The following is a 21,343-nucleotide window of genomic DNA, read 5'->3' as shown; positions in this document are numbered from 1 at the left end:
TCCTGAAAAAAAACGAGCAGCCCGACAGGATATTCAGATGCGCGAAACCCCGAACTGGCCCGATCCCGCGGCGCATATCGCCCGGCATGCCCCCGACACCGCGATGCTGTATTTCAGCCCCGCCGCCCTTCAGGCCACCGCGCAACGGTTTCAGGCCGGGTTCGACGGGCTGGTGACATATGCGGTCAAGGCCAACGCGGGCGAAGAGGTGCTGACAAATCTGGTGGCGGCGGGCATTCGCGCCTTCGACGTGGCCAGCCCGCGCGAGATGTACGCCGTGCGCGCCGTCTGCCCCGATGCGGTTTTGCACTACAACAACCCCGTGCGCTCGGTCGAAGAGGTCACCGTGGCGCGCGCGCTTGGCGTGGCGTCGGCCTCGGTCGATTGCTGGCGCGAGCTGGACAAGCTGTCGGTCTTGCCCAAGGGCACCGAGATCGCCGTGCGGCTGGCCCTGCCGGTGGCGGGCGCGGCTTATGATTTCGGTGAGAAATTCGGCCTCGGCCCCGACCGCGCGGCGCAATTGCTGCAAGAGGTGGCCGCGCGCGGCTTTGTCCCGGCGATCACCTTTCACCCCGGCACCCAATGCGCCGACCCGTCCGCATGGGGCGCGTATATCGCCGAGGCCGCCGAGGTGGCGCGGATGGCCGGTGTGCGGATCGCGCGGCTGAACGTGGGTGGCGGTTTCGCCTCGCACCGCGCCGGGCAGGCCCCCGACCTCGAGGCGATATTCACCCATATCCGCGCTGAGGTGGACCGCCATTTCCCCGATCATGCCCCCGATCTGGTGTGCGAGCCGGGCCGCGCGATGGTGGCCGATGCCTTTACCCTTGGCACCCGTGTCAAGGCGCTGCGCGATACCGGGGCGGTGTTTCTGAATGACGGGATCTATGGCGGCCTGACCGAGGCGCGCGATATCGGTGCGCCGGGGCGGATTCGCGTTCTGGCCCCCGATGGAATGCCGCGCACCGGCAAGGATCAACCGCGCATCGTGTTCGGCCCCACCTGCGACAGCATCGACCGGCTGCCCGATCCGCTGCCGCTGCCTTCCGATCTGGCCGAGGGCGATTATGTGCTGTTCGACGGCATGGGCGCCTATTCGCGCAGCCTGACCACCCGGTTCAACGGTTACGGATTGGGCGATCCGGTGACGGTGGCAGATTTGGGCTGAGTGGCTCTGGACATGAGCGTGAGGGCCGTTACGTTCGGCCCCAGGCACGTGCGAAAGGGCAAATCATGGACAAGTTCGGCAAAAGCCAACCCGTCACGCGATTCGAAGACCAGCGGTTTCTGACAGGACATGGCCGCTATGTGGACGACATTAGCCCCCAAGGGGCGCTGTTCGCCTATGTCCTCCGCTCATCCGTGGCGCATGGACGGATCACGACGCTGGATGTCGAAGAGGCCCGCGAGGCCCCCGGCGTGCATCTGGTGCTGACCGCCGACGATCTGGCCGGTGCGGGCGTGAGCGAAGGCATGGCGATCAACACCGTGACCAATCGCGACGGGTCGAAATCCGCCGCCCCCCGCCGCCCCATTCTGGCCGAGGGCCGTGTGCGTTTCGTCGGCGAGCCCGTGGCGATGATCGTGGCCGACACCCTGCAAGAGGCCCGCGATGCCGCCGAGATGATCGAATTCGATTATGACGACCTGCCCGCGCATATGGAGATCGGGCCGGGCGGGCAGGCCCTGCATGACGACGCGCCCGACAACCGCGCGTTCGACTGGGCCATGGGCGATGAACAGGCCGTCACGGCGGCAATCGAAAAGGCCGCCCATGTGGTGCGCATGCCCCTGCACGATAACCGGATCATCGCCAACCCGATGGAGCCGCGCGGCTGTTATGCCGAAACCACGGGCAACCGCCTGCACGTCGCGGTGAACGGGCAGGGGGTCTGGGGCACCAAGGGCAATCTGGCCCGCGTTCTGGGGATGCAGCCCGACGATATCCGCGTGACCAATCCCGATGTCGGCGGCGGCTTCGGCACCAAGGCGATGGATTATCCCGAAACCTATCTGGTGGCCCATGCCGCGCGGGTTCTGGGCCGACCCGTGCGCTGGATGGCCGACCGGACCGAAACGATGCTCAGCGACAATTCCGGCCGCGGGCTGGATCACGACCTGACGCTGGCCTTCGACGCCGACCTCAAGATCACCGCCTACCGCGTGGACAGCCGCGTCGATCTGGGCGCCTATTGCAGCACCATGGGGCAGGGCATCCAGACCGACCTGTTCTCGAAGGTGCTGATGGGCGTCTATGACGTGCAGGACACGTTCCTGCATGTCGAAGGCTTCTTTACCAACACCACGCAGGTCGATGCCTATCGCGGCGCGGGCCGCCCCGAGGCGATCTATGCGCTCGAACGCATCATGGACCGCGCGGCGCGCGAACTGGGTGTCGATACATGGGATCTGCACCGCCGCAATTTCATTCCCAAATCCGCCTTTCCCTATGTCTCCTCGACGGGGGAAACCTATGACGTGGGCGATTTCGCGCGCGTTCTGGACCGGGTCGAGGCCGAGAGTGACCGCGCCGGTTTCGCCGCGCGCAAGGCCGAAAGTGCAGCGCGCGGGCGGCTGCGCGGGATGGGCCTGTGTTACTATATCGAAAGTATTCTGGGGAATCCTTCGGAGACGGCGAAGGTCGAATTCAACGAGGATGGCAGCGTGTCGATCTATGTGGGGACACAATCCAACGGGCAGGGGCATGAAACGGTCTATGCGCAATTCCTGTCGGATCAGACGGGCATCCCGGTGGATCGCATCGCCGTGGTGCAGGGCGACAGCGACCGCATCGCCACCGGCGGCGGCACGGGCGGCTCGCGATCGGTGACCACGCAGAACAACGCCACGCTTGCGACCGTGTCGAAGATGATCGCGGCCTTCATCCCCTACCTGGCCGACAAGATGGGCGTCGAGGAAGGCGAGGTCGGCTTTGACGATGAAACCTTCCGCGCCGGCGGCTCGAACCTGACGCCCACCCTGATCGAAGCGGCGGAGATGGCCCGTGCGGACGGGCGCACCGATCTGTTGGTGCATGAGGAAACCGCCACGCTGCCCGCGCGCTCCTTTCCCAACGGCGCGCATGTGGCCGAGGTCGAAGTCGATCCCGAAACCGGCAAGGTCACGCTGGAACGCTACACCGTGGTCGACGATTTCGGCAACCTGATCAACCCCTTGCTGGTCGCCGGTCAGGTGCATGGCGGCACCGTTCAGGGCGTGGGGCAGGCGCTGGTGGAGCATGTGGTGCATGACGGGGACGGTCAGCTCCTCACGGCGAGTTTCATGGACTACGCGATGCCGAGGGCCGATGATGTCCCCATGATCCGTTTCGCGACAGAACCCGTGCCGTCGACGGCCAATGCCATGGGCATGAAAGGCTGCGGTGAGGCGGGAACCGTCGGTGCGATGGCCGCCACCGCCAATGCGGTGGCCGATGCGCTGTGGGATCGCGGGGTGCGGCAGGCCGATATGCCGTTCACGCCGCACCGTGTATGGAAGATGCTGAACGATGCCGTGGCGCCGGTGGATTGAACGACTTGTCGGGTTCCTGCGTCCCGGCCTGCGCCGGGGGCAGACCGGACTTGCCCACAGGCGCGGGCAGGTCAGCCATGTTCTGATCCTTGACGGCACCATGTCCTCGCTGGACGACGGCAGCGAAAGCAATGCCGGGCTGACCTATAAACTTCTGTCCGAAGTCAGCGGGCCCAACCTGACGGTCTATTACGAGGCCGGGCTGCAATGGCAGGACTGGGGCAGCACGCTGGACGTGATGATGGGGCGTGGCATCAACCGGCAGATTCGCCGCGCCTATGGCTATCTGGCCAGCCGTTATCGCGCGGGCGACCGGATTTACCTGATCGGCTATTCGCGCGGGGGCTATGCGGTGCGCTCGCTCGCCGGGGTGATCGACCAGGTCGGCCTCCTGCGCGCCGAAAACGCGACCGAGCGCAATATCCTCACCGCCTATCGCCACTACCAGTCGCCGCCCGGCAGCGCCGCGGCGCGCGCCTTCACCCGCCGCTTCTGTCACGAGGAAACCCCGGTCGAGATGGTCGGATGCTGGGACACGGTCAAGGCGCTCGGCCTGCGCCTGCCGGTCCTGTGGCGCTGGAGCGAAGAGGCGCACGCCTTTCACAGCCACGAGCTGGCGCCGACCGTCAGGCATGGCTTTCACGCCCTGGCCCTGCACGAGACCCGCGCGGTTTTCGACCCCGTCCTGTGGAAGACCTCGCCGGACTGGACGGGACGGGTCGAACAGGTCTGGTTCCGGGGCACGCATGGCGATGTGGGCGGCCACCTGAGCGGCTTTCACCCGGCCCGGCCGCTGGCCAATATCCCGCTGGTCTGGATGCTGGAGCGGATCGAGGAATGCGGCCTGACATTGCCGGAAGGCTGGCATGCCCGCTTCCTGACGGACCCCGAGGCCCCATCGGTCGGCACATGGCGGGGCTGGGGCAAGATTTTCCTGATGCGCGAACGGCGCCGGGTCGGGCGCGACCCGTCCGAACGCCTGCACGAAACGGTCAACGGGCGCGATGCCGAACGCTTCAGCATGCAGGACCGGGCGATGGAGGACGCCCCCGCCTCAGGCCATTTTCATGATCAGACAAGTGGTTGAGGATGTCGCATAGAGCCTGTCATCCCCGATCCCGCGAATTTCGCCCGAGGCCACACCCGTCGAGCGGCCCGCGTGATCGACCGTGCCGATGGCCCGCACACGGGTGCCAAGCGGGATCGCGCGGGTGATATTCACCTTGTATTCCAGCGTCGTGTAAACCGATCCGCGCGGCACCGTGGTCATCACCGCGCAGCCCATGCAACTGTCCAGGATCGCCCCGTACCAGCCGCCATGCACCGCGCTCATCGGGTTGGTGACAGTGAACTGCGGTGCGCCTTCGAACACCACGCGCCCCTCCTCGACCGAGATCGGCGCAAACCCGAGTGCTGCGCCGATGGGCGGGCCGGGCAGGCGTCCCGCGATCATGTCTTGCATGAATTCCAGCCCCGACCGCGACAGCAGATCGTCCATGCCTGGCATATCGTCGAGTGTTTCGGCCAGTTTCGCCATATCCATTCCCATTCGTGTGTTTTCGGCGGCCACGTTATGCGCGCGGACGCCGAAAGGGAATGGCCGCCAGCGTTACGCCACGTCGCGCAGCTCGACCTTGGGCGTCACGCCAAGCGCGTGGCACACGTCGCGGGTCAGTTCCGGGCGGTTCAGCGTATAGAAATGCAGGTCTTCGGCGCCGCCTTCGATCAGCTCGCTGCACAGTTCCGTCGCCAGCGCGGTGGCCAGCAGGTCCTGCCGGTCGTCGCGGATCGCCTTGTCGAACGTATCGTCCAGCCATGCCGGAATCGCCGTGCCGCAGGCCTGCGCGAACTTGCGCACCCCGGCCCAGTTCTCGATCGGCAGCACACCGGGAATGATCGGGGCGTCGATCCCGGCCTTCACGCAGTCGTCGCGGAAGCGGAAAAACGTCTCGGCCTCGAAGAAGAACTGTGTGATCGCCTCGTTCGCGCCGGCGTCGATCTTGCGCTTGAGCCAGTCGATATCGGCCTGCCGGTCCGCCGCCTCGGGGTGCTTTTCGGGATAGGCGCCCACGCGGATGGTGAACTTGCCGGTGTCGGCCAGCGCCTCGATCAACTCGCAGGAATTGGCGAATCCCTCGGGGTTGGGGGTAAACCCGTTCGACCCCTTGGGCGGATCGCCCCGCAGCGCGACGATCTCGCTCACACCGGCCTTGTGGAAACCATCGGCAATGGCCAGCGTTTCCTCGCGGGTCGCATCGACACAGGTCAGGTGCGCGGCCACGTTCAGGCCCGTGGCCTTGTGCAGCGTACCCACCGCCTCGCGCGTCAACTCGCGGGTGGTGCCGCCCGCGCCATAGGTCACCGACACGAAGCGCGGGCCGAGCGGGGCCAGCGTGTGAATCGTATCCCACAGGCGAAACGACGCCTCCAGCGATTTGGGCGGGAAAAATTCGAAGGAAACATTCGGTTTTTTCATTTTTGTGCATCCTGCGGAAATATGCGTTGGCCTCTTGTTGCAGGTGCAGCATTGTGAGACAACTTCATAATATTCATGGTTTATGTGAGGCGCGCTAATATAATGCATATCGAATTGCGGCACCTGCGAACGATCCGGGCCATCCATCAGGCGGGCGGCATCGCCCGTGCGGCGGATATGCTGCATATCACCCAGTCCGCATTGAGCCATCAAATCAAGGGGTTGGAGGATCAGGCCGGGGTCGAACTCTTCGTGCGCCGCTCGAAACCTCTCAAACTGTCGGCAGCGGGGCAACGCCTGCTGCGCGTGGCCGAAAAGGTGCTGCCCGAGATCGAGGCGCTGGAAGGCGAGTTCGGCGGGTTGCGGCAGGGCAGCGCGGGGCGGATGCATATCGCCATCGAATGCCACGCCTGTTTCGAATGGCTGTTCCCGGTGCTCGAACGCTTCCGCAAGGCCTGGCCCGAGGTCGATGTGGATATCCGCCCCGGCCTCGCCTTCGATGCGCTGCCCGCCCTGCGCAAGGAAGAGGTCGATCTGGTCGTGTCCTCCGACCCCGAGGAGTTGCAGGGGATCGAATTCAAGCCGCTGTTCGATTACGAGCCGGTTTTTGTCGCCTCCAGCCAGCACCCGCTGGCGCAGAAGACTTTTGTCGAGGCCGACGATTTCCGCGACGAAACGCTGATCACCTACCCGGTGGACCGCTCGCGGCTGGACGTGTTCACCGAATTGCTGAGCCCGGCCAAGGTGGAACCCCGCGCCGTTCGGCAGGTGGAACTGACGGCGGTGATCCTGCTTCTGGTGGCCTCGAATCGCGGAGTTGCCGTCCTGCCCGACTGGGTCGTGCGCGAAGTCAGGACCAGCAGCGATTTCGTGACCCGCCCGATCACCGAAAACGGCCTGACCAAACGGCTCTATGCCGCGATCCGCGAGGACGATGCCGACAAGCCCTATGTCGCCCATCTGGTGCGGCTCGCGCGGGAAATCCCGGTGCGCCTGCAACGCGGAGAACTGGGCAGGCAAGGCCCCTTGTAAGCAAGGCGCGGGGCGCGTATACGCGCGGCTTGAACGCAAAGGAGCGGATGCGATGCCGGGCAGTGCCAACCTCAACATCATGATCAAGGCCGCGCGCAAGGCGGGCCGGTCGCTGGTCAAGGACTTCCGCGAGGTCGAACAGCTTCAGGTCTCGATGAAGGGCGCGGGCGATTTCGTCAGCCGCGCCGACATCGCCGCCGAGCAGATCCTCAAGGACGAGTTGATGGGCGCCCGCCCCACCTATGGCTGGCTGGCCGAAGAAGGCGGCGCCGAGGACGGCGAAGACCCCACCCGCCGCTGGATCGTCGATCCGCTGGACGGCACCACCAATTTCCTGCACGGCCTGCCGCATTGGGCGATCTCCATCGCCCTGGAACACAAGGGCAAGGTCGTCGCCGGCGTGATCTACGACGCCGCCAAGGACGAAATGTTCTTTGCCGAAAAGGGCGAAGGCGCATGGCTGAACGAAAGCCGCCTGCGCGTGTCGGGCCGGGGCCGGATGATCGAATCGATCTTTGCCACCGGCGTGCCGTTCGGCGGTCGCTCGGATCTGCCCCTAACGCTTCAGGATCTGGCGCGGCTGATGCCCGCCTGTGCCGGGGTGCGGCGCTGGGGTTCGGCGGCGCTGGACATGGCCTATGTGGCCGCGGGCCGCTATGACGGGTTCTGGGAACGCCGCCTGAACGCCTGGGATCTGGCCGCCGGTCTGATCATCGTCCAGGAAGCGGGCGGATTTGCCGAGCCGCTGACCGATGGCGCAGGCATTCTGGACAGCGGCGACGTGATCTGTGCCAACGAGGCGATTTTCGACAAGTTCTCCAGGGTGATCCGCGGCGCGTAAGCCGGATGTGCGCCGCTGGCGCGCAGGGGCATTCGCGTTCGGGCCACGCAGGCCCCGGGGGACGCTGTCCCCCGGACCCCCTGGGATATTTATGAGCAGGAGAAGGGTTATCGGTCGGACGGGTGATGGACCCCGTCCACCCAGCCGATCGGTTCGTGATCGCGCGGGTTGACGCCCTCGATACAGCCGAGGTTGATGCCGTATTGTGTTGGGTCCGAGCGGCGCTGGTGGTGGGTATAGATACCGCAGACCGAGCAGAAATAATGCCGCGCGGTGTTGGTCCCCCATTGGTAAAGCGTCAGCTTGTCCGCGCCCTTTACGATCTCCAGCTGGTCGAGCGGGGCGGTGACGGCCGCCGCGCCGCGCCGTCGGCAGAACGAGCAATCGCAGCGTCGGGCGGCTTCGAACCCGCCTTCGAGGGTGACGCGCAGCTCGACCGCGCCGCAGTGACAGGTGGCCTTGAGAGGGGTCGTCATTTCTTTTTCCTTACGCGGGGGATGTCGCTGCGCCGGTAGGTATAGCGGGCTTCGGGATGTGGCGGGTGGCCATGGGTGCGGTTCCAGTAGGCCGGGCCGCCGTGTTTGAGGAACAGGGGCAGGGTCAGGATCAGGCCGATCACGAAGCCCCCGGCATGCGCCCAATAGGCCACCCCGCCGCCCATCGGATCGGCGCCGATGCCGCTGAACAATTGCAGGCCGAACCAGATGCCCAGCATCAGCCAGGCCGGAACCGGGACGATCTGGACGAAGAAGACGAAGATCAGAAGCACGTCCACCCGCGCCTTGGGGTATAGCAGCAGATAGCCGCCCATCACCCCGGCAATCGCCCCCGAGGCCCCCACCGTGGGCACCTGGCTGTAGGGGGCCGAGATCAGATGCGCCGCCGCCGCCCCCACGCCCGAGGCGATATAGAACAGCAGATAGCCGACATGGCCCATCTCCTCTTCCAGGTTGTCGCCGAAGATCCACAGGAACAGCATGTTGCCCGCCAGATGCATCCATCCGCCATGCAGGAACATCGAGGTGAACAGCGTGCTCCATGCGCCGTGTTCGCTGACCAGTGCGGGCGTCATGGCCCAGTCGTAGAAGAAGATCTGCAATTGCCTCGGGTCGGCGATGAACGGCCAGTAGCTGAGGAACACCGCCACGTTGATCGCGATCAGCGCATAGGTGACATAGGGCGTCCGGGTCGAGGGGTTGTGATCGCGGATCGGGAACATGCGCCGAAAGTGGCGTGGCCGGTGAGAGAGGTCAAGCGCAACCGCACGGATACGAAAACGCCCGCCGGATCGGGCGGGCGTTTTGCCGTGGATATGGGCGGGCGGCTCAGGCCATGCCGCCCAGAAGCGCCGCATTGCCGCCCGCGGCGGTGGTATCGACGCAGACATGTCGTTCATGCAGCGCGTGGCCGGTATCGGGCAGGCCGGTGATCAGCGGGATGATCGGCCCGGCGCGCTCGCTCAGGGCCTGGCCATAGGCGCGCGCGGTGCTTTCGTCGCCCCACCACAAGGCGCCCGACAGCCCGCCCATGGTTTTCAGCATCTCGGGCGCCACATGGCCGGTGGCCTGCACCGCGATCCCGCCCAGATCCTCCACCGCACGGGCCTGCGCGGCGGCGGTTTGCGCCCCCGGCCCGAGGCACAGGAGCGCCTCGCGCGTGTGGGTGGTCAGGCGGTTGGATTCCCCTGTCGGTCCGGGCAGGACGATGTCCTGACGCCGTTCCGCCATATGGGCGTTGGCCCGGTCCAGCGCGCCTTGCAGGTCGTCCTTGGGCATGTCGCGCGGCCAGTCTTCGCCCTGCCGGGGCGCGTCATGGCGGCAGAACCGCGCCAGGTAATGCGGCCCGCCCGCCTTGGGCCCGGTGCCCGACAGACCCTCGCCGCCAAAGGGCTGGCTGCCGACGATCGCGCCGATCTGGTTGCGGTTCACATACATGTTGCCCGCATGGATACGGTCGGTCACGTGCTGCACACGGTCGTCGATCCGGGTTTGCAGCCCGAAGGTCAGCCCATAGCCGGTGGCGTTGATCGCGTCGATCACATCGTCCAGGTTCTCCGATCTGAAGGTGGCCAGATGCAGGACCGGCCCGAAGATTTCACGCTCCATATCGCCGATCCCGTTCACCCGGATCAGGCTCGGGGCGATGAAGGTGCCCGCATTGGGGGTTTTCAACTCGTGCATCAGGCGGCCTTCGGCGCGCGCGGTCTGGATGTGATCGGCGATGCCCTGACGGGCCTCTTCGTCGATCACCGGGCCGACATCGGTGGACAGGGACCAGGGCGTGCCGATGCTCAGTGCGTCCATCGCGCCGGTCAGCATTTCGATGAACGGCCCGGCGATATCCTCCTGTACGTAAAGACAGCGCAGCGCCGAACACCGCTGACCGGCCGACTGGAAGGCGGATTCGATGATCGCCTGCACGGCCTGCTCGGGCAGGGCGGTGGAATCGACGATCATCGCGTTCAGCCCGCCGGTTTCGGCAATGAGCGGTGCACCGGGGGCCATGTTCGCGGCCATCGCGGCGCGGATTTTCAGCGCCGTGTCGGTCGAGCCGGTAAAGGCCACGCCGTCCACCCGCGAGTCCGAGGTCAGCGCCGCCCCCACATCCCCCGCGCCGGGCAGCAGTTGCAGCGCCTCTTTCGGCACGCCCGCCCTGTGCATCAGTTGCACCGCCAGATGCGAAATCAGCGGCGTCTGTTCCGCGGGTTTCGAGATCACCGCATTGCCCGCCGCCAGCGCCGCGCTGATCTGGCCGGTGAAAATCGCCAGCGGAAAGTTCCACGGGCTGATGCAGGTGAAGGTGCCTACCGGCGTGGCCTCGGGGGCGTTGGCGGCGTAATAGCGCAGGAAATCCACCGCCTCGCGCAGCTCGGCCACGGCGTCGAACACCATCTTGCCCGCCTCGCGATGGATGATCGCGAACAGCTCGCCAAAGTTCTCCTCGTAAAGATCGGCCACCTTGTTCAGCACCGCCGCCCGCTCGGAGGCAGGTACGCCCCACGGTTTTGCGGCTTCCAGTGCGGTGTCCACATCCGCCGCGCTGGCCCAGGCGACGGTGCCGGGGCTGTCGGCGGGGTCGGCGGGGTTGGTGACCGGCTCGGGGTCTTTCGGCGCGGATGTGCCCGCCAGAATGGGCGCGACCTGCCATTGGTGCGTGGCATAGGGGGTGCGCGCCGCGTCGATGGCGTCCAGCGTCGGCTGATGCGCCAGATCGAACCCTTTCGAGTTCTTGCGCTCGGGCTGGAACAGGTCCGGCCCGGTGGTCAGCGTCGGGGCGCTGTCGCGGATCGTCTCGAACGGATCGCTGGCCACCACCTCGGGGGGCACGTCCTCATCGACGATCTGGTTGACGAAGCTGGAATTCGCCCCGTTCTCCAGCAGGCGGCGCACCAGATAGGCCAGCAGGTCACGATGCGCGCCCACCGGGGCATAGATGCGGCAACGCGTGCCCTCGGATTTGAGGATGATGTCATGCAGCGCCTCGCCCATGCCGTGCAGGCGCTGGAACTCGAAGGTGGATTTGTCCGTTGCCATGTCCAGAATCGCCGCCGCCGTATGGGCGTTATGCGTGGCGAATTGCGGATAGATCCGGTCCGTCATGTTCAGCAGCTTGCGCGCATTGGCGATGTAGGAAATGTCGGTCGCCGCCTTTGACGTGAACACCGGGAAGCCGTCGATTCCCTCGACCTGCGCCAGCTTGATCTCGGTATCCCAATAGGCGCCCTTGACCAGCCGCACCATGATCCTGCGGTCCAGTCGGGTGGCCAGATCGTGCAGGTAATCCAGCACATGGCTGGCGCGCTGGCCATAGGCCTGCACCACCACCCCGAACCCGTCCCAGCCCGCCAGCGCGGGCTCGCTCAGCACGGTTTCGATCACGTCGAGCGACAGCGACAGGCGGTCGGCCTCCTCGGCGTCGATATTGAGCCCCATCCGGGCCGATTTTGCCAGCAGCGCCAGCGAACGCAGCCGCGGCACCAGAACATCCATCACCTGTTCGCGCTGGGCCACCTCATAGCGCGGATGCAGCGCCGACAGCTTGACCGAAATGCCCGGATTGTCGCGGATATCGGCATTGGTGCAGGCATCGGCAATGGCGGTGATCGCACGGGAATAGGCCAGGTGATAGCGCGTCGCGTCGCCATCGGTGCGCGCGGCCTCGCCCAGCATGTCGTAGGAATAGGAATACCCCTTCTTTTCCATGTCCGAGGCGCGCTTCATCGCCGACTGGATGGTTTCGCCCAGAACGAACTGACGGCCCATTTCCTTCATCGCGCGGCCCGTGGCGGTGCGGATGACCGGCTCGCCCAAGCGGCGGATCGCGCCGCGCAGATGACCCACCACGCCGGGCTCTTCGTCCTTGAGAACCTTGCCCGTCAGCATCAGCGCCCAGGTCGAGGCATTGACCAGCGGCGAGGTCGAATGCCCCATATGCTTGCCCCAGTCCGAAGGGGCGATCTTGTCCTCGATCAGCGCGTCGATGGTTTCGGCGTCCGGCACCCGCAACAGCGCCTCGGCCAGGCACATCAGGGCGATGCCCTCCTCGGTGGACAACCCGTATTCGGCCAGGAACACCTCCATCAGGCCGGGGCTGGACTGGCCGCGGATATCCCGCACCAGTTGCGCGCCACGCGCGACGATGCGGGCGCGGTCGCTGTCGCTCAGATCGGCGACCCCTGTCAGCCGGTCGATGGTTTCGGCCTCGTCGGCATAGGTGGCCGCATCGATGATGCGCCGGATATCGGTGTCGTAAGGCATGGCAATTTCCCCAAGGTGATTGACCTATCATATCATCGGGTGATAAGTCGGTTTTCCCGAATGATGCCCCACGACAGGCCAAACCGAAAAGAAATTCGAGGGTTTGAAATGACAAACGATCACTCCGGGCTTGACCGCTTCGACCGGGCGATTCTGCGGGTTCTGGCGGCGGACGGGCGTATCAGCATCACCGACCTTGCGCGTGAGATCGGATTGTCCAAATCGCCCACGCAGGCCCGCCTGCGGCGGCTGGAAAAGGACGGGGTGATCACCGGCTATCGCGCGCTGTTCGATCCAATCCGCCTCGGCATGGATCACGTCAGCTTCGTCGAGGTGCGCCTGCACGACACCCGCGAAGCCGCGCTGGCCGAATTCAACGCCGCCGTGCGCAAGATCCCCGAGATCGAACAGGTCCACCTGATCGCCGGGAATTTCGACTACCTGATGAAGGTGCGCACCCAGGACATGACCGACTATCGCCTTGTTCTGGCCGAGAAAATCTCGACCCTGCCGCATGTGGCCAACACCTCGACCTATGTGGCGATGCAGGCGGTCAAGGAAAACGCTCTCTCGGATGTTATTTGACCGCTGAGTGAAATGCCCCATCCTGTGGGGCCATGCGACACGCGCTTCTTGCACTGATGCTGGCCTCACCCGCCCTTGCGGGGGAATGCCCCGATCCGCCCGATCACGGCGCGGCCCTGTCCGATCTGTTCGCCGAGGTGCAGGCCGCCGAAACCGAACGTCAGGCGCAACAGGTCGCCAACCGGATGTGGGCGCTGTGGGCCGACGCGCCCGACTCCCAGGCGCAGGACTGGCTGGACGAAGGCATGACCCGGCGCGAAGCCCATGATTTCACCGGCGCGCTCAAGGCCTTCGATGCCCTGATCGCCTATTGCCCGGACTACGCCGAAGGCTACAACCAGCGTGCTTTCGTCAACTTCATCCGACAGGATTACGAGGCCGCGCTGCCCGATCTCGACCATGCGCTGGCCCGCCAGCCGCGCCATGTCGCGGCGATGACGGGCCGGGCGCTGACGCTGATGGCGCTGGATCGCAAACCCGAGGCCGCATTGGAATTGCGCCGGGCGCTGATGCTGAACCCGTGGTTGCAGGAACGCCACCTCCTTCCCGCGCTGGAAGCCGCGGAAAAAGACTTGTAAGCCGCCTTTACACCCCGCGCGAAGCCGATATTGTGCCGCCTCACTGGCCCGCGTGGTGGAATGGCAGACACAGGAGACACGAAACCCCTGTGTTTGGAGAATTGGCATTCTGAGCGGGAAACATGCGGTGCAGTTTCAAGGGGATCACGGGGAAAGGCCGGAGGAGCGATTTTAAAGTAGAAGTCTGAGGGCCACACAGGATTTCTGAACGACGGATGTATCAGTAGGTGCTGGCCATCGGTCACCTGCTGTGGGACATAGATACAAGAATGCGGACGTGGTGGAATCGGTAGACACAAGAGACTTAAGCCATGTTGAGTGCCCCTGCGGAAACGCCGGGAGTAGAACTGCTCAAATTCGGGGAAAGCTAAAGGTCAAATTTGACCCATGCCAATCCCGAGCCAAGCCCCGGCCGGGGAAGGTGTAGAGACTAGACGGGCAGCACCTAACGCCAGGTTTCTGGTTATGGTGAAGGGATAGTCCAGACCACAAACGGCGCGGTTGCGTCGGCGGCGAAAGCCGTAGCCGGTAAGAAAATCTCTCGATCGTATGATCGTGCGGGTTCGAGTCCCGCCGTCCGCACCAAGTCATCCGTCGTCAGACACCTGAAGATTCCGACGGTGACCATGCCGGTTCTCCTTTTGGCTGTCGCGGCCACGATGACGACCGGCCCGGCCGGGACGACCGCCGGCGCAGTCCGTGGAGCCCGCGGCACAAGCAGAGGACGGCGAAGACAAAGCACCGCGCAGCAGCTTTGCAGGATGCCGAAATCCTGACGGCGGGAGGGGCTCAGTCCGTCGATGCCCGGGCCCGAAACGCAAGCCGCATCTGCTTTTCGGCCTCGATCAGGGCAAAGAATACGGCTCCGATCCCGATAATCAGCGCTCCGTCGAACAAAGGAACCGCCACCGTCCCGAAGATCGTTTGCAGGAGCGGGATATAGGTGATCCCAAGTTGAGCCCCCGTCACGCCCAGAACGCATGCCCATACCACCGGCGTTCCACGTACCGCTGTCCAGGTCAGGGAGGTGCTATAGATGTTGCGGATGAAGAAGAGGTGGAAAATCTCGAGCACGACCAGCGTGTTCATCGCCATGGTCTGCGCCAGCATCTGCGAATGGCCTTGATCGACGGCGTAGGCATAAACCCCGAACACCGCGATGAGGATCAGTGTCGAGACCAGCACGATATGCCAGATCAGTCCGGGCGTAAGCAGCGCCTCACCCCGTGGCCGCGGCGGGCGGCGCATCGTGCCCTGTTCCGAGGGTTCGAAGGCAAGCGCAATGCCGAGAGTCACCGCGGTGATCAGATTGATCCAGAGAATTTGCACCGCCGTGATCGGCAGGGCCATCCCGGTAAAAAGCGCCAGAATGATGGTCATCGCCTCACCGGCATTCGTCGGCAGGGTCCAGCTCACTACTTTCTTGATGTTGTCGTAGACAGTGCGCCCCTCGCGCACAGCGGCGGCGATCGACGCGAAATTGTCATCTGCGAGCACCAGCTCGGCGGCCTCCTTCGCCGCTTCACTCCCCTTGCGGCCCATCGCGATCCCGGCATCGGCGCGCTTGAGGGCAGGGGCGTCGTTCACACCATCGCCGGTCATCGCCACGGTAAGGCCCCGCGATTGCAGCGCCGTCACGAGGCGCAGCTTGTGCTCCGGCGACGTGCGCGCGAAGATGTCGGTCGAGACTGCGGCCTCAGCGAGCTCAGCATCGCTCATCGTCTCGATATCGGCGCCGGTCAGAACACGGGAATGATTGTCGAGTCCGATCATCTCGCCGATCGCCCGGGCGGTTGCGGCATGATCCCCGGTGATCATCTTCACGTCGATCCCGGCCGCATGGCATTCGGCCACCGCGGCAATCGCCTCGGGGCGCGGCGGGTCGATCAACCCGATCAACCCGATCAATGTGAGTTGACCGGGCAGGTCCTGCATCCGCAGCTCCGTTCCTTCTGTCACAATCTCGTCCGGCGCTTCGCCGACCGCCACCGCGAGTACCCGCTGTCCCTCGCCTGCGAGGGCCTCGATCATGTTGGTCCAGTAGTTCGGATCGAGTGCAGTTCTGCCCCCGCCGGGGACACGCTGCGCAACGCAAAGCGCTAGAACGGCCTCGGGCGCGCCTTTGACATGCAGTTGCCGCCGCCCGTCGGGCGCCCGGTGCAGCACGGCCATGTAACGATGCGCGGCATCGAAGGGGATCGCGTCGAGTCTGGTCCAGTCCGCGAAAGGCTCGGCGCCGTCCCCCGTGATCTTGCCCGCGAGCGCGACCAACGCTCCTTCCATCGGGTCGCCCTCGACGGTCCAGCCAGGGTCCGTATTGCGCAGTACCGCATCATTGCACAGCCCCGCTGCCCCGGCGAATTCCCCGAGCACGGCATGCTCGGCCGGATCGGCATCCGCTTCGCGCCAGCGCACGGCGCCGGCCGGGGCATAGCCGTTGCCATCGACCGAGTAGACATGCCCGTCGGCCGCCACGAGCGAACTCACCGTCATCTCGTTGCGGGTCAGCGTCCCGGTCTTGTCTGAGCAGATCACCGAGACCGAACCCAGCGTCTCGATTGCGGGCAGGCGGCGAACGATGGCGTTGCGGCTCGCCATCGCGCGTACCCCGACGGCGAGGGTGATCGTCAGCACCGCCGGGAGTCCCTCGGGGATGGCCGCCACGGATAGACCGACCACCGCCATGAAGAGGCCGGAGAATTCCAGATGCCCGACGAAATACCCATATGCCAGAAGGGTGCCCGCAAGAAGCAGGATGAACACCGAGAGCCAGCGCGCAAACACATCCATCTGATACACGAGCGGTGTGGTCAGTACCTCGACCTCGGACAACAATCCGCTGATCCGGCCGATTTCGGTGCGCACACCCGTGGCCGTGACGACGCCGCGTGTCGTCCCTGTAGCGATCAGCGTGCCGCTGAACAGCATGGAATGGCGATCCCCAAGTGCCGCGTCGGCAGGCACGGCGGTGACGCTTTTGTCGACAGGCACCGATTCCCCGGTCAGCACCGCCTCCTCTGCCTTCAGCCCGCGGGCTTCGAGCAGACGCAGATCCGCAGGAACCCGGTCGCCTGCCTCCAGCAGAACGATATCGCCCTCCACCAGCTCGGTGGCGTCGCAGCTTTGGCGCTGGCCATCGCGCAACACCGTGCTCCGCGGGGCGAGCATGCCGCGTATCGCGTCCATCGCCTGTTCGGCGCGACCTTCCTGAATAAAGCCGATCACCGCATTCACGAGCACCACTGCAAGGATCACGCCGGTATCGACCCAATGCTGCAATGTTGCCGTCACCAGCGCGGCGCCGAGCAGGACATAGATCAGAACGTTGTGAAATTGCAGCAGAAAGCGCAGAATCGGCCCGTGTTTCTTTGCCGCCGGCAACTGGTTCGGTCCGGTTTCGGCCCGGCGTCGCGCAACTTCTGCCTCGCTCAAACCCACAGGAGAGACGCCAAGCGCCTCAAGGCACTCTTCAGGGCTTCGGGCATGGGGCGTGGTGAGCTGCGTCATCGGTCTTCCTTGCTGAGGTGAGGTTGTACTGCCTTCCGTTCATCCGTTCCTGTCCGAGGACCACATTCGTTGTCGACCTTCGGCAGTGCTCCCAATGAAGTCGCACGAGTCTTTTGCCCGGCCCCGCCCGAAGGAGCAATAGCTGCGGCCCGCGGCATGCTGAAACAGCCCGAGGATGATGTCGGTATCAGCTCAAAGAGATCTTCAGCATACTGCACTGTACGCTAAAGTCATCGCGACATGTCCGCATATCCTTACGGCAAATGCGATAGCCGTGGATTGCGCCGCAAACCGCGACGGCTGCTGGCGCGGATGATTCGTTGCACGATATGGAGTGGCTCGTTTCTCTGATTGAGGCGCGTGCGCCGGCCCCAAAGAAACGTGGCCCGTATAAAAAGCGGCAGCAGAAAAATTCGAACTGATACGCTACTTTCTTTCGCCTTGACCTCGCGCAGATATCTTTGGCTTGCGCGATGCCTGTCGGTTGGAATGAGGGGCGCTGCCCCTCAAACTCCCCGGGATATTTTCGGCAAGAAGAAAAGCGAACTCCCCGCTTTTTCCTGGCTCACATGCCTCCGCCGGTTGCGGCAGGCGTTGCCGGATCAGTCCCGCGTGCCCGAGAAACGCGCGCCCCAGTCGTCGCGCTGATCGTCGGTGATCTTGGCGAACAGCACGTCTGGCACGTTGAAGGCGTGGCCCGCTTCGAGATGGGCGAGCGCCTGCGCCACGTCGTCGGGCCAGCTGTCGTCGCTGGTCTGCATGGCCTCCAGCATCGCCGCCGAGGCATCGGGGATGAACGGCGCCGAGAGCACCGCGTAGAGCCGGATCAGGTTCAGCGCCAGCCGGATCTGCGCGGCGGCCTGTTCGGGGTCTTCCTTGAAGGTGGCCCAGGGGGCGGCCTCTTGCAGGTATTCGTTGCCCTCGACCCAGATCGCGCGCAGGGCGGCGGCGGATTTGCGCACCTCCATGGCTTCCATGTGGTCCTGATAGGCGCGCACCCGGTCGCCCAGATCGTCGATCAGCGCGCGTTCGCGCGCGCGCATCTCGCCGCCCGCCGGCACCGCCTCGCCGAATTTCGAGCGGCAGAACTTGGTCACACGCGAGACGAAATTGCCCAGAACGTCGGCCAGGTCCTTGTTCACCGATTGCTGGAAATTCTCCCAGGTGAATTCCGAGTCCGAGCTTTCGGGCGCATGGCTCAGCAGCCACCAGCGCCAGTAATCGGCGGGCAGGATATCCAGCGCCTGATCCATGAACACGCCGCGCCCCTGGCTGGTGGAGAACTGCCCGCCATCGTAATTGAGGTAGTTGAACGACTTGATGTAATCCACCAGTTTCCAGTCCTCGCCCGAGCCCATCATCGTGGCCGGGAAGCTGAGCGTGTGGAACGGCACGTTGTCCTTGCCCATGAACTGGGTATAGCGCACATCGTCGGCGCCCTTTCCGGTGCGCCACCAGCGTTCCCAGGCGGCATCGTCGAGGCTGTGCGCCTCGGCCCATTCGGCGGCGCAGGCGATGTATTCGATGGGCGCGTCGAACCACACGTAGAACACCTTGCCCTCCATGCCGGGCCAGTCCTCGTCGCCGCGTTTCACGGGGATGCCCCAATCGAGGTCGCGTGTGATGCCGCGATCCTGCAACCCGTCGCCGTCGTTCAGCCATTTCTTCGCAATCGAGGTGGTCAGCACCGGCCAGTCGGTCTTGGAGTCGATCCAGGCGTTCAGCGTGTCGCGCATCTGGCTCTGGCGCAGGTAGAGATGCTTGGTTTCGCGCACCTCGAGATCGGTCGAGCCGGAAATCGCGCTGCGCGGCGCGATCAGGTCGGTCGGGTCGAGCTGCTTGGTGCAGTTCTCGCACTGATCGCCACGGGCCTTGTCGTAACCGCAATTGGGGCAGGTGCCCTCGATATAGCGGTCCGGCAGGAATCGCCCGTCGGCATTGGAATACACCTGTTTCTCGGTCACTTCCTCGATCAGCCCGGCCTCATAGAGTTTCCCCGCCAGATGCTGCGTCAGCCTGTGGTTCTGCGGGCTCGAGGAGCGCCCGAAATGATCGAAGCTCAGGCGGAACCCCTCGGCCAGATCGGCCTGCACCTTGTGCATCCGCGCGCAGTATTCGGCCACGGGCTCCCCGGCCTTGGCGGCGGCCAGTTCGGCGGGGGTGCCGTGTTCGTCGGTGGAGCACAGGAACAGCACCTCGTTGCCGCGCCCGCGCTGATAGCGGGCGAACAGGTCGGCGGGCAACTGGCTGCCCACCAGATTGCCCAGGTGTTTGATCCCGTTGATATAGGGAATGGCCGAGGTGATCAGGTGCCGTGCCATGGTCTGTGGTCCCGCCTTGTCGTCTGCATGTGCTGTCGCGTCGCCCCCGTTTAATGCCCCGAACGCCAAAGGGCCAGAGGCCGCAGCCCTCCGCCCCCGGCAAATTTATCGCGTTTCTGTCGCTCCCGCGTTCGACCGTGTCGCGCACGGGCGGCATTCTGGGGCCGGACAGAACGCGACACGGCCAATCGGCGTATCGAGGGGAATGCGATGTTTCAGGTATTGATGGCCGTCTGGGCGCTTTTGCTGGGCATGACGCTGATCATGATCGGCAACGGGATGCAGGCCACCCTGATGGGGGTGCGCGGCGCCATGGAAGGGTTCGGCACGCTGGAACTGTCGGTCGTGACCTCGGGCTATTTCCTCGGCTTTCTGGTGGGCAGCCGCCTCGCCCCCGAACTGATCCGCCGGGTGGGGCATGTGCGGGTGTTCGCGGCGCTGGCCTCGTTCATTTCGGCGGGGCTGATCGCCTTTCCGATCCTGACCGACCCGTTCAGCTGGACGGCGATCCGCGTGCTTCTGGGCTTTTGCCTCTCGGGCGTCTACGTCACCGCGGAAAGCTGGCTGAACAACGCCGCCACCAACCAGACGCGGGGGCAGGTCCTGTCGGTCTACATGGTGGCGCAGATGGTGGGGCTGATCGCCGCGCAGGGGCTGATGAACCTGGGCGAGGCGTCGGGCTATTTCCTGTTCGTGATTCCCTCGATCCTCGTGTCGCTCAGCTTTGCGCCGATCCTGCTCTCGGTCACGCCGACTCCGGCCTTTGAAACCACCAAACGCATGAGCCTGCGCGCGCTTTACGACAACTCGCCGCTGGCCTGTGTCGGCACGCTGTTGCTGGGCGGGGTGTTCGCGGCACAATTCGGCATGGCCTCGGTCTACGGGGCGGCGGCGGGCCTCAGCGTGGCGCAGATCACCGCCTTCGTGGCGATGATCTTTACCGGGTCGATGATCTGGCAGTTCCCGGTGGGCTGGTTGTCGGACCGGGTGGGGCGGCGGGTGCTGATCCTCGGGCTGGCGGCGATCGGGTCGATGACCACGGCGACGGGCTATGTCGTCGACGCCGGGTTCGGGGTGCTGATGGGGCTGGCCTTCGTCACCGGCGGCGTGGCGAATCCGCTCTACGCCCTGCTGATCGCCTATGCCAACGATTACCTCGAGGCCGAGGACATGGCCGCCGCCTCGAGCGGGCTGTTGTTCATCTACGGCGTCGGGGCGATTGCCGGGCCGATGGTCACCGGCCAGATGATGGAAATGGCCGGGCCGCAGGGGTTCTGGCTGTTTCTGGCTTTGGTGTTCGCGGCCATCACCGGCTATGCCGCATGGCGCATGACGCGCCGGCCCGCGGTGCCGGTGGATGAAACCGGCAGCTATCTGGGGGTCTTGCCCACCGCCTCGCCGGTGGCGGTCGAGGCCGCGCAGGAATGGTATGTCGAACAGGCCGAAGAGGCCGCCGCCGAGGCGGAAGAGGCGGCATCGCAGCGATGAGTGGCCAACAGGTTGCCCGAGTGGGTGCGCATCGCCATCCCCGGCCCGAACAGGACCGGAAGGGACCGGGCCATCGGTAGGCCGCTCGCACGCCTGACGCTTTGGTAAAGTCGGGGACAAAGCGGCGCATCAGAGGGCCGCGGTGCGGCGAACCTTTCTTTGGTTGTAGGCACTTTATGGTCGCCAAATCCTGCAAAGATCGGTGCGTGGTCCTTGCATCAGCCAAA

At 65.0% G+C, this 21,343-nt stretch carries 15 protein-coding genes and 1 pseudogene; 9 read left to right on the top strand and 7 right to left on the bottom strand.

Annotated elements, in window-relative coordinates:
* Positions 1-37 precede the first annotated feature (37 nt).
* From BUB53_RS04655 to BUB53_RS04645, 3 genes are all read left to right on the top strand, one after another.
* A complete protein-coding gene (locus BUB53_RS04655; protein ID WP_073033259.1) occupies positions 38-1,168 on the top strand; it encodes a type III PLP-dependent enzyme in 1,131 nt (376 codons plus the stop codon).
* A 65-nt stretch (positions 1,169-1,233) separates the two neighbouring features.
* A complete protein-coding gene (locus BUB53_RS04650; protein WP_073033257.1) occupies positions 1,234-3,531 on the top strand; it encodes a xanthine dehydrogenase family protein molybdopterin-binding subunit in 2,298 nt (765 codons plus the stop codon).
* Positions 3,509-4,618, top strand: a complete 1,110-nt coding sequence (locus BUB53_RS04645; protein WP_073033255.1) for a DUF2235 domain-containing protein — start codon at positions 3,509-3,511, stop codon at positions 4,616-4,618. Before BUB53_RS04650 ends, BUB53_RS04645 begins: the two co-directional genes overlap by 23 nt.
* Here BUB53_RS04645 and BUB53_RS04640 read toward each other — a convergent pair.
* Both BUB53_RS04640 and metF read right to left on the bottom strand, forming a co-directional pair.
* Positions 4,586-5,068, bottom strand: coding sequence for a PaaI family thioesterase (locus tag BUB53_RS04640; RefSeq protein ID WP_073033729.1), 483 nt, complete (start codon positions 5,066-5,068; stop codon positions 4,586-4,588). The two genes, BUB53_RS04645 and BUB53_RS04640, sit on opposite strands and share 33 nt — an antisense overlap.
* A 72-nt stretch (positions 5,069-5,140) precedes the next feature.
* Positions 5,141-6,007: a methylenetetrahydrofolate reductase [NAD(P)H] gene (gene metF, locus BUB53_RS04635; protein WP_073033253.1), complete on the bottom strand. Its 867-nt coding sequence runs from the start codon at positions 6,005-6,007 to the stop codon at positions 5,141-5,143.
* A gap of 102 nt (positions 6,008-6,109) precedes the next feature.
* Here metF and BUB53_RS04630 point away from each other — a divergent pair, with 102 nt between their 5' ends.
* Positions 6,110-7,039 (top strand): LysR family transcriptional regulator, encoded by a 930-nt coding sequence (locus tag BUB53_RS04630; RefSeq protein ID WP_073033251.1) that lies wholly within the window; start codon positions 6,110-6,112, stop codon positions 7,037-7,039.
* A 52-nt stretch (positions 7,040-7,091) separates the two neighbouring features.
* Complete coding sequence (locus BUB53_RS04625; protein WP_073033249.1) at positions 7,092-7,880, top strand: inositol monophosphatase family protein; 789 nt, start codon at positions 7,092-7,094, stop codon at positions 7,878-7,880.
* A gap of 107 nt (positions 7,881-7,987) precedes the next feature.
* Here BUB53_RS04625 and BUB53_RS04620 read toward each other — a convergent pair whose 3' ends face one another.
* The 3 genes from BUB53_RS04620 to putA form a co-directional block, all read right to left on the bottom strand.
* Positions 7,988-8,356, bottom strand: coding sequence for a GFA family protein (locus BUB53_RS04620; RefSeq protein WP_073033247.1), 369 nt, complete (start codon positions 8,354-8,356; stop codon positions 7,988-7,990).
* Complete coding sequence (locus tag BUB53_RS04615) at positions 8,353-9,099, bottom strand: rhomboid family intramembrane serine protease (RefSeq protein WP_073033245.1); 747 nt, start codon at positions 9,097-9,099, stop codon at positions 8,353-8,355. Before BUB53_RS04615 ends, BUB53_RS04620 begins: the two co-directional genes overlap by 4 nt.
* A 106-nt stretch (positions 9,100-9,205) precedes the next feature.
* Positions 9,206-12,637, bottom strand: coding sequence for a bifunctional proline dehydrogenase/L-glutamate gamma-semialdehyde dehydrogenase PutA (gene putA, locus BUB53_RS04610; RefSeq protein ID WP_073033243.1), 3,432 nt, complete (start codon positions 12,635-12,637; stop codon positions 9,206-9,208).
* Between the two features lie 108 nt (positions 12,638-12,745).
* Between putA and BUB53_RS04605 the strand changes: the two genes are divergently transcribed.
* On the top strand, positions 12,746-13,222 hold the full coding sequence (locus BUB53_RS04605) for an Lrp/AsnC family transcriptional regulator (RefSeq protein WP_073033241.1): 477 nt from the start codon (positions 12,746-12,748) through the stop codon (positions 13,220-13,222).
* Between the two features lie 32 nt (positions 13,223-13,254).
* Complete coding sequence (locus BUB53_RS04600; protein WP_073033239.1) at positions 13,255-13,800, top strand: tetratricopeptide repeat protein; 546 nt, start codon at positions 13,255-13,257, stop codon at positions 13,798-13,800.
* A 789-nt stretch (positions 13,801-14,589) separates the two neighbouring features.
* Here the strand turns inward: BUB53_RS04600 and BUB53_RS04595 are convergent.
* Positions 14,590-17,307: a cation-transporting P-type ATPase gene (locus BUB53_RS04595; protein WP_073033236.1), complete on the bottom strand. Its 2,718-nt coding sequence runs from the start codon at positions 17,305-17,307 to the stop codon at positions 14,590-14,592.
* A 293-nt stretch (positions 17,308-17,600) separates the two neighbouring features.
* Between BUB53_RS04595 and BUB53_RS23550 the strand changes: the two are divergent.
* Positions 17,601-17,729, top strand: a pseudogene (locus BUB53_RS23550) (IS1 family transposase); the annotation flags it as partial.
* 180 nt (positions 17,730-17,909) lie between these two features.
* Here the strand turns inward: BUB53_RS23550 and metG are convergent.
* Entirely contained in the window at positions 17,910-19,628 is a 1,719-nt protein-coding gene (gene metG, locus BUB53_RS04590; RefSeq protein ID WP_073033234.1) for a methionine--tRNA ligase, read from the bottom strand.
* 210 nt (positions 19,629-19,838) lie between these two features.
* Between metG and BUB53_RS04585 the strand changes: the two genes are divergently transcribed.
* Entirely contained in the window at positions 19,839-21,116 is a 1,278-nt protein-coding gene (locus BUB53_RS04585; protein WP_073033232.1) for an MFS transporter, read from the top strand.
* Positions 21,117-21,343 lie beyond the last annotated feature (227 nt).

The organism is Roseovarius pacificus (assembly GCF_900142665.1).
GTDB classification, from domain to species: domain Bacteria; phylum Pseudomonadota; class Alphaproteobacteria; order Rhodobacterales; family Rhodobacteraceae; genus Roseovarius; species Roseovarius pacificus.
This window is presented reverse-complemented; position numbering and strand designations above follow the sequence as displayed.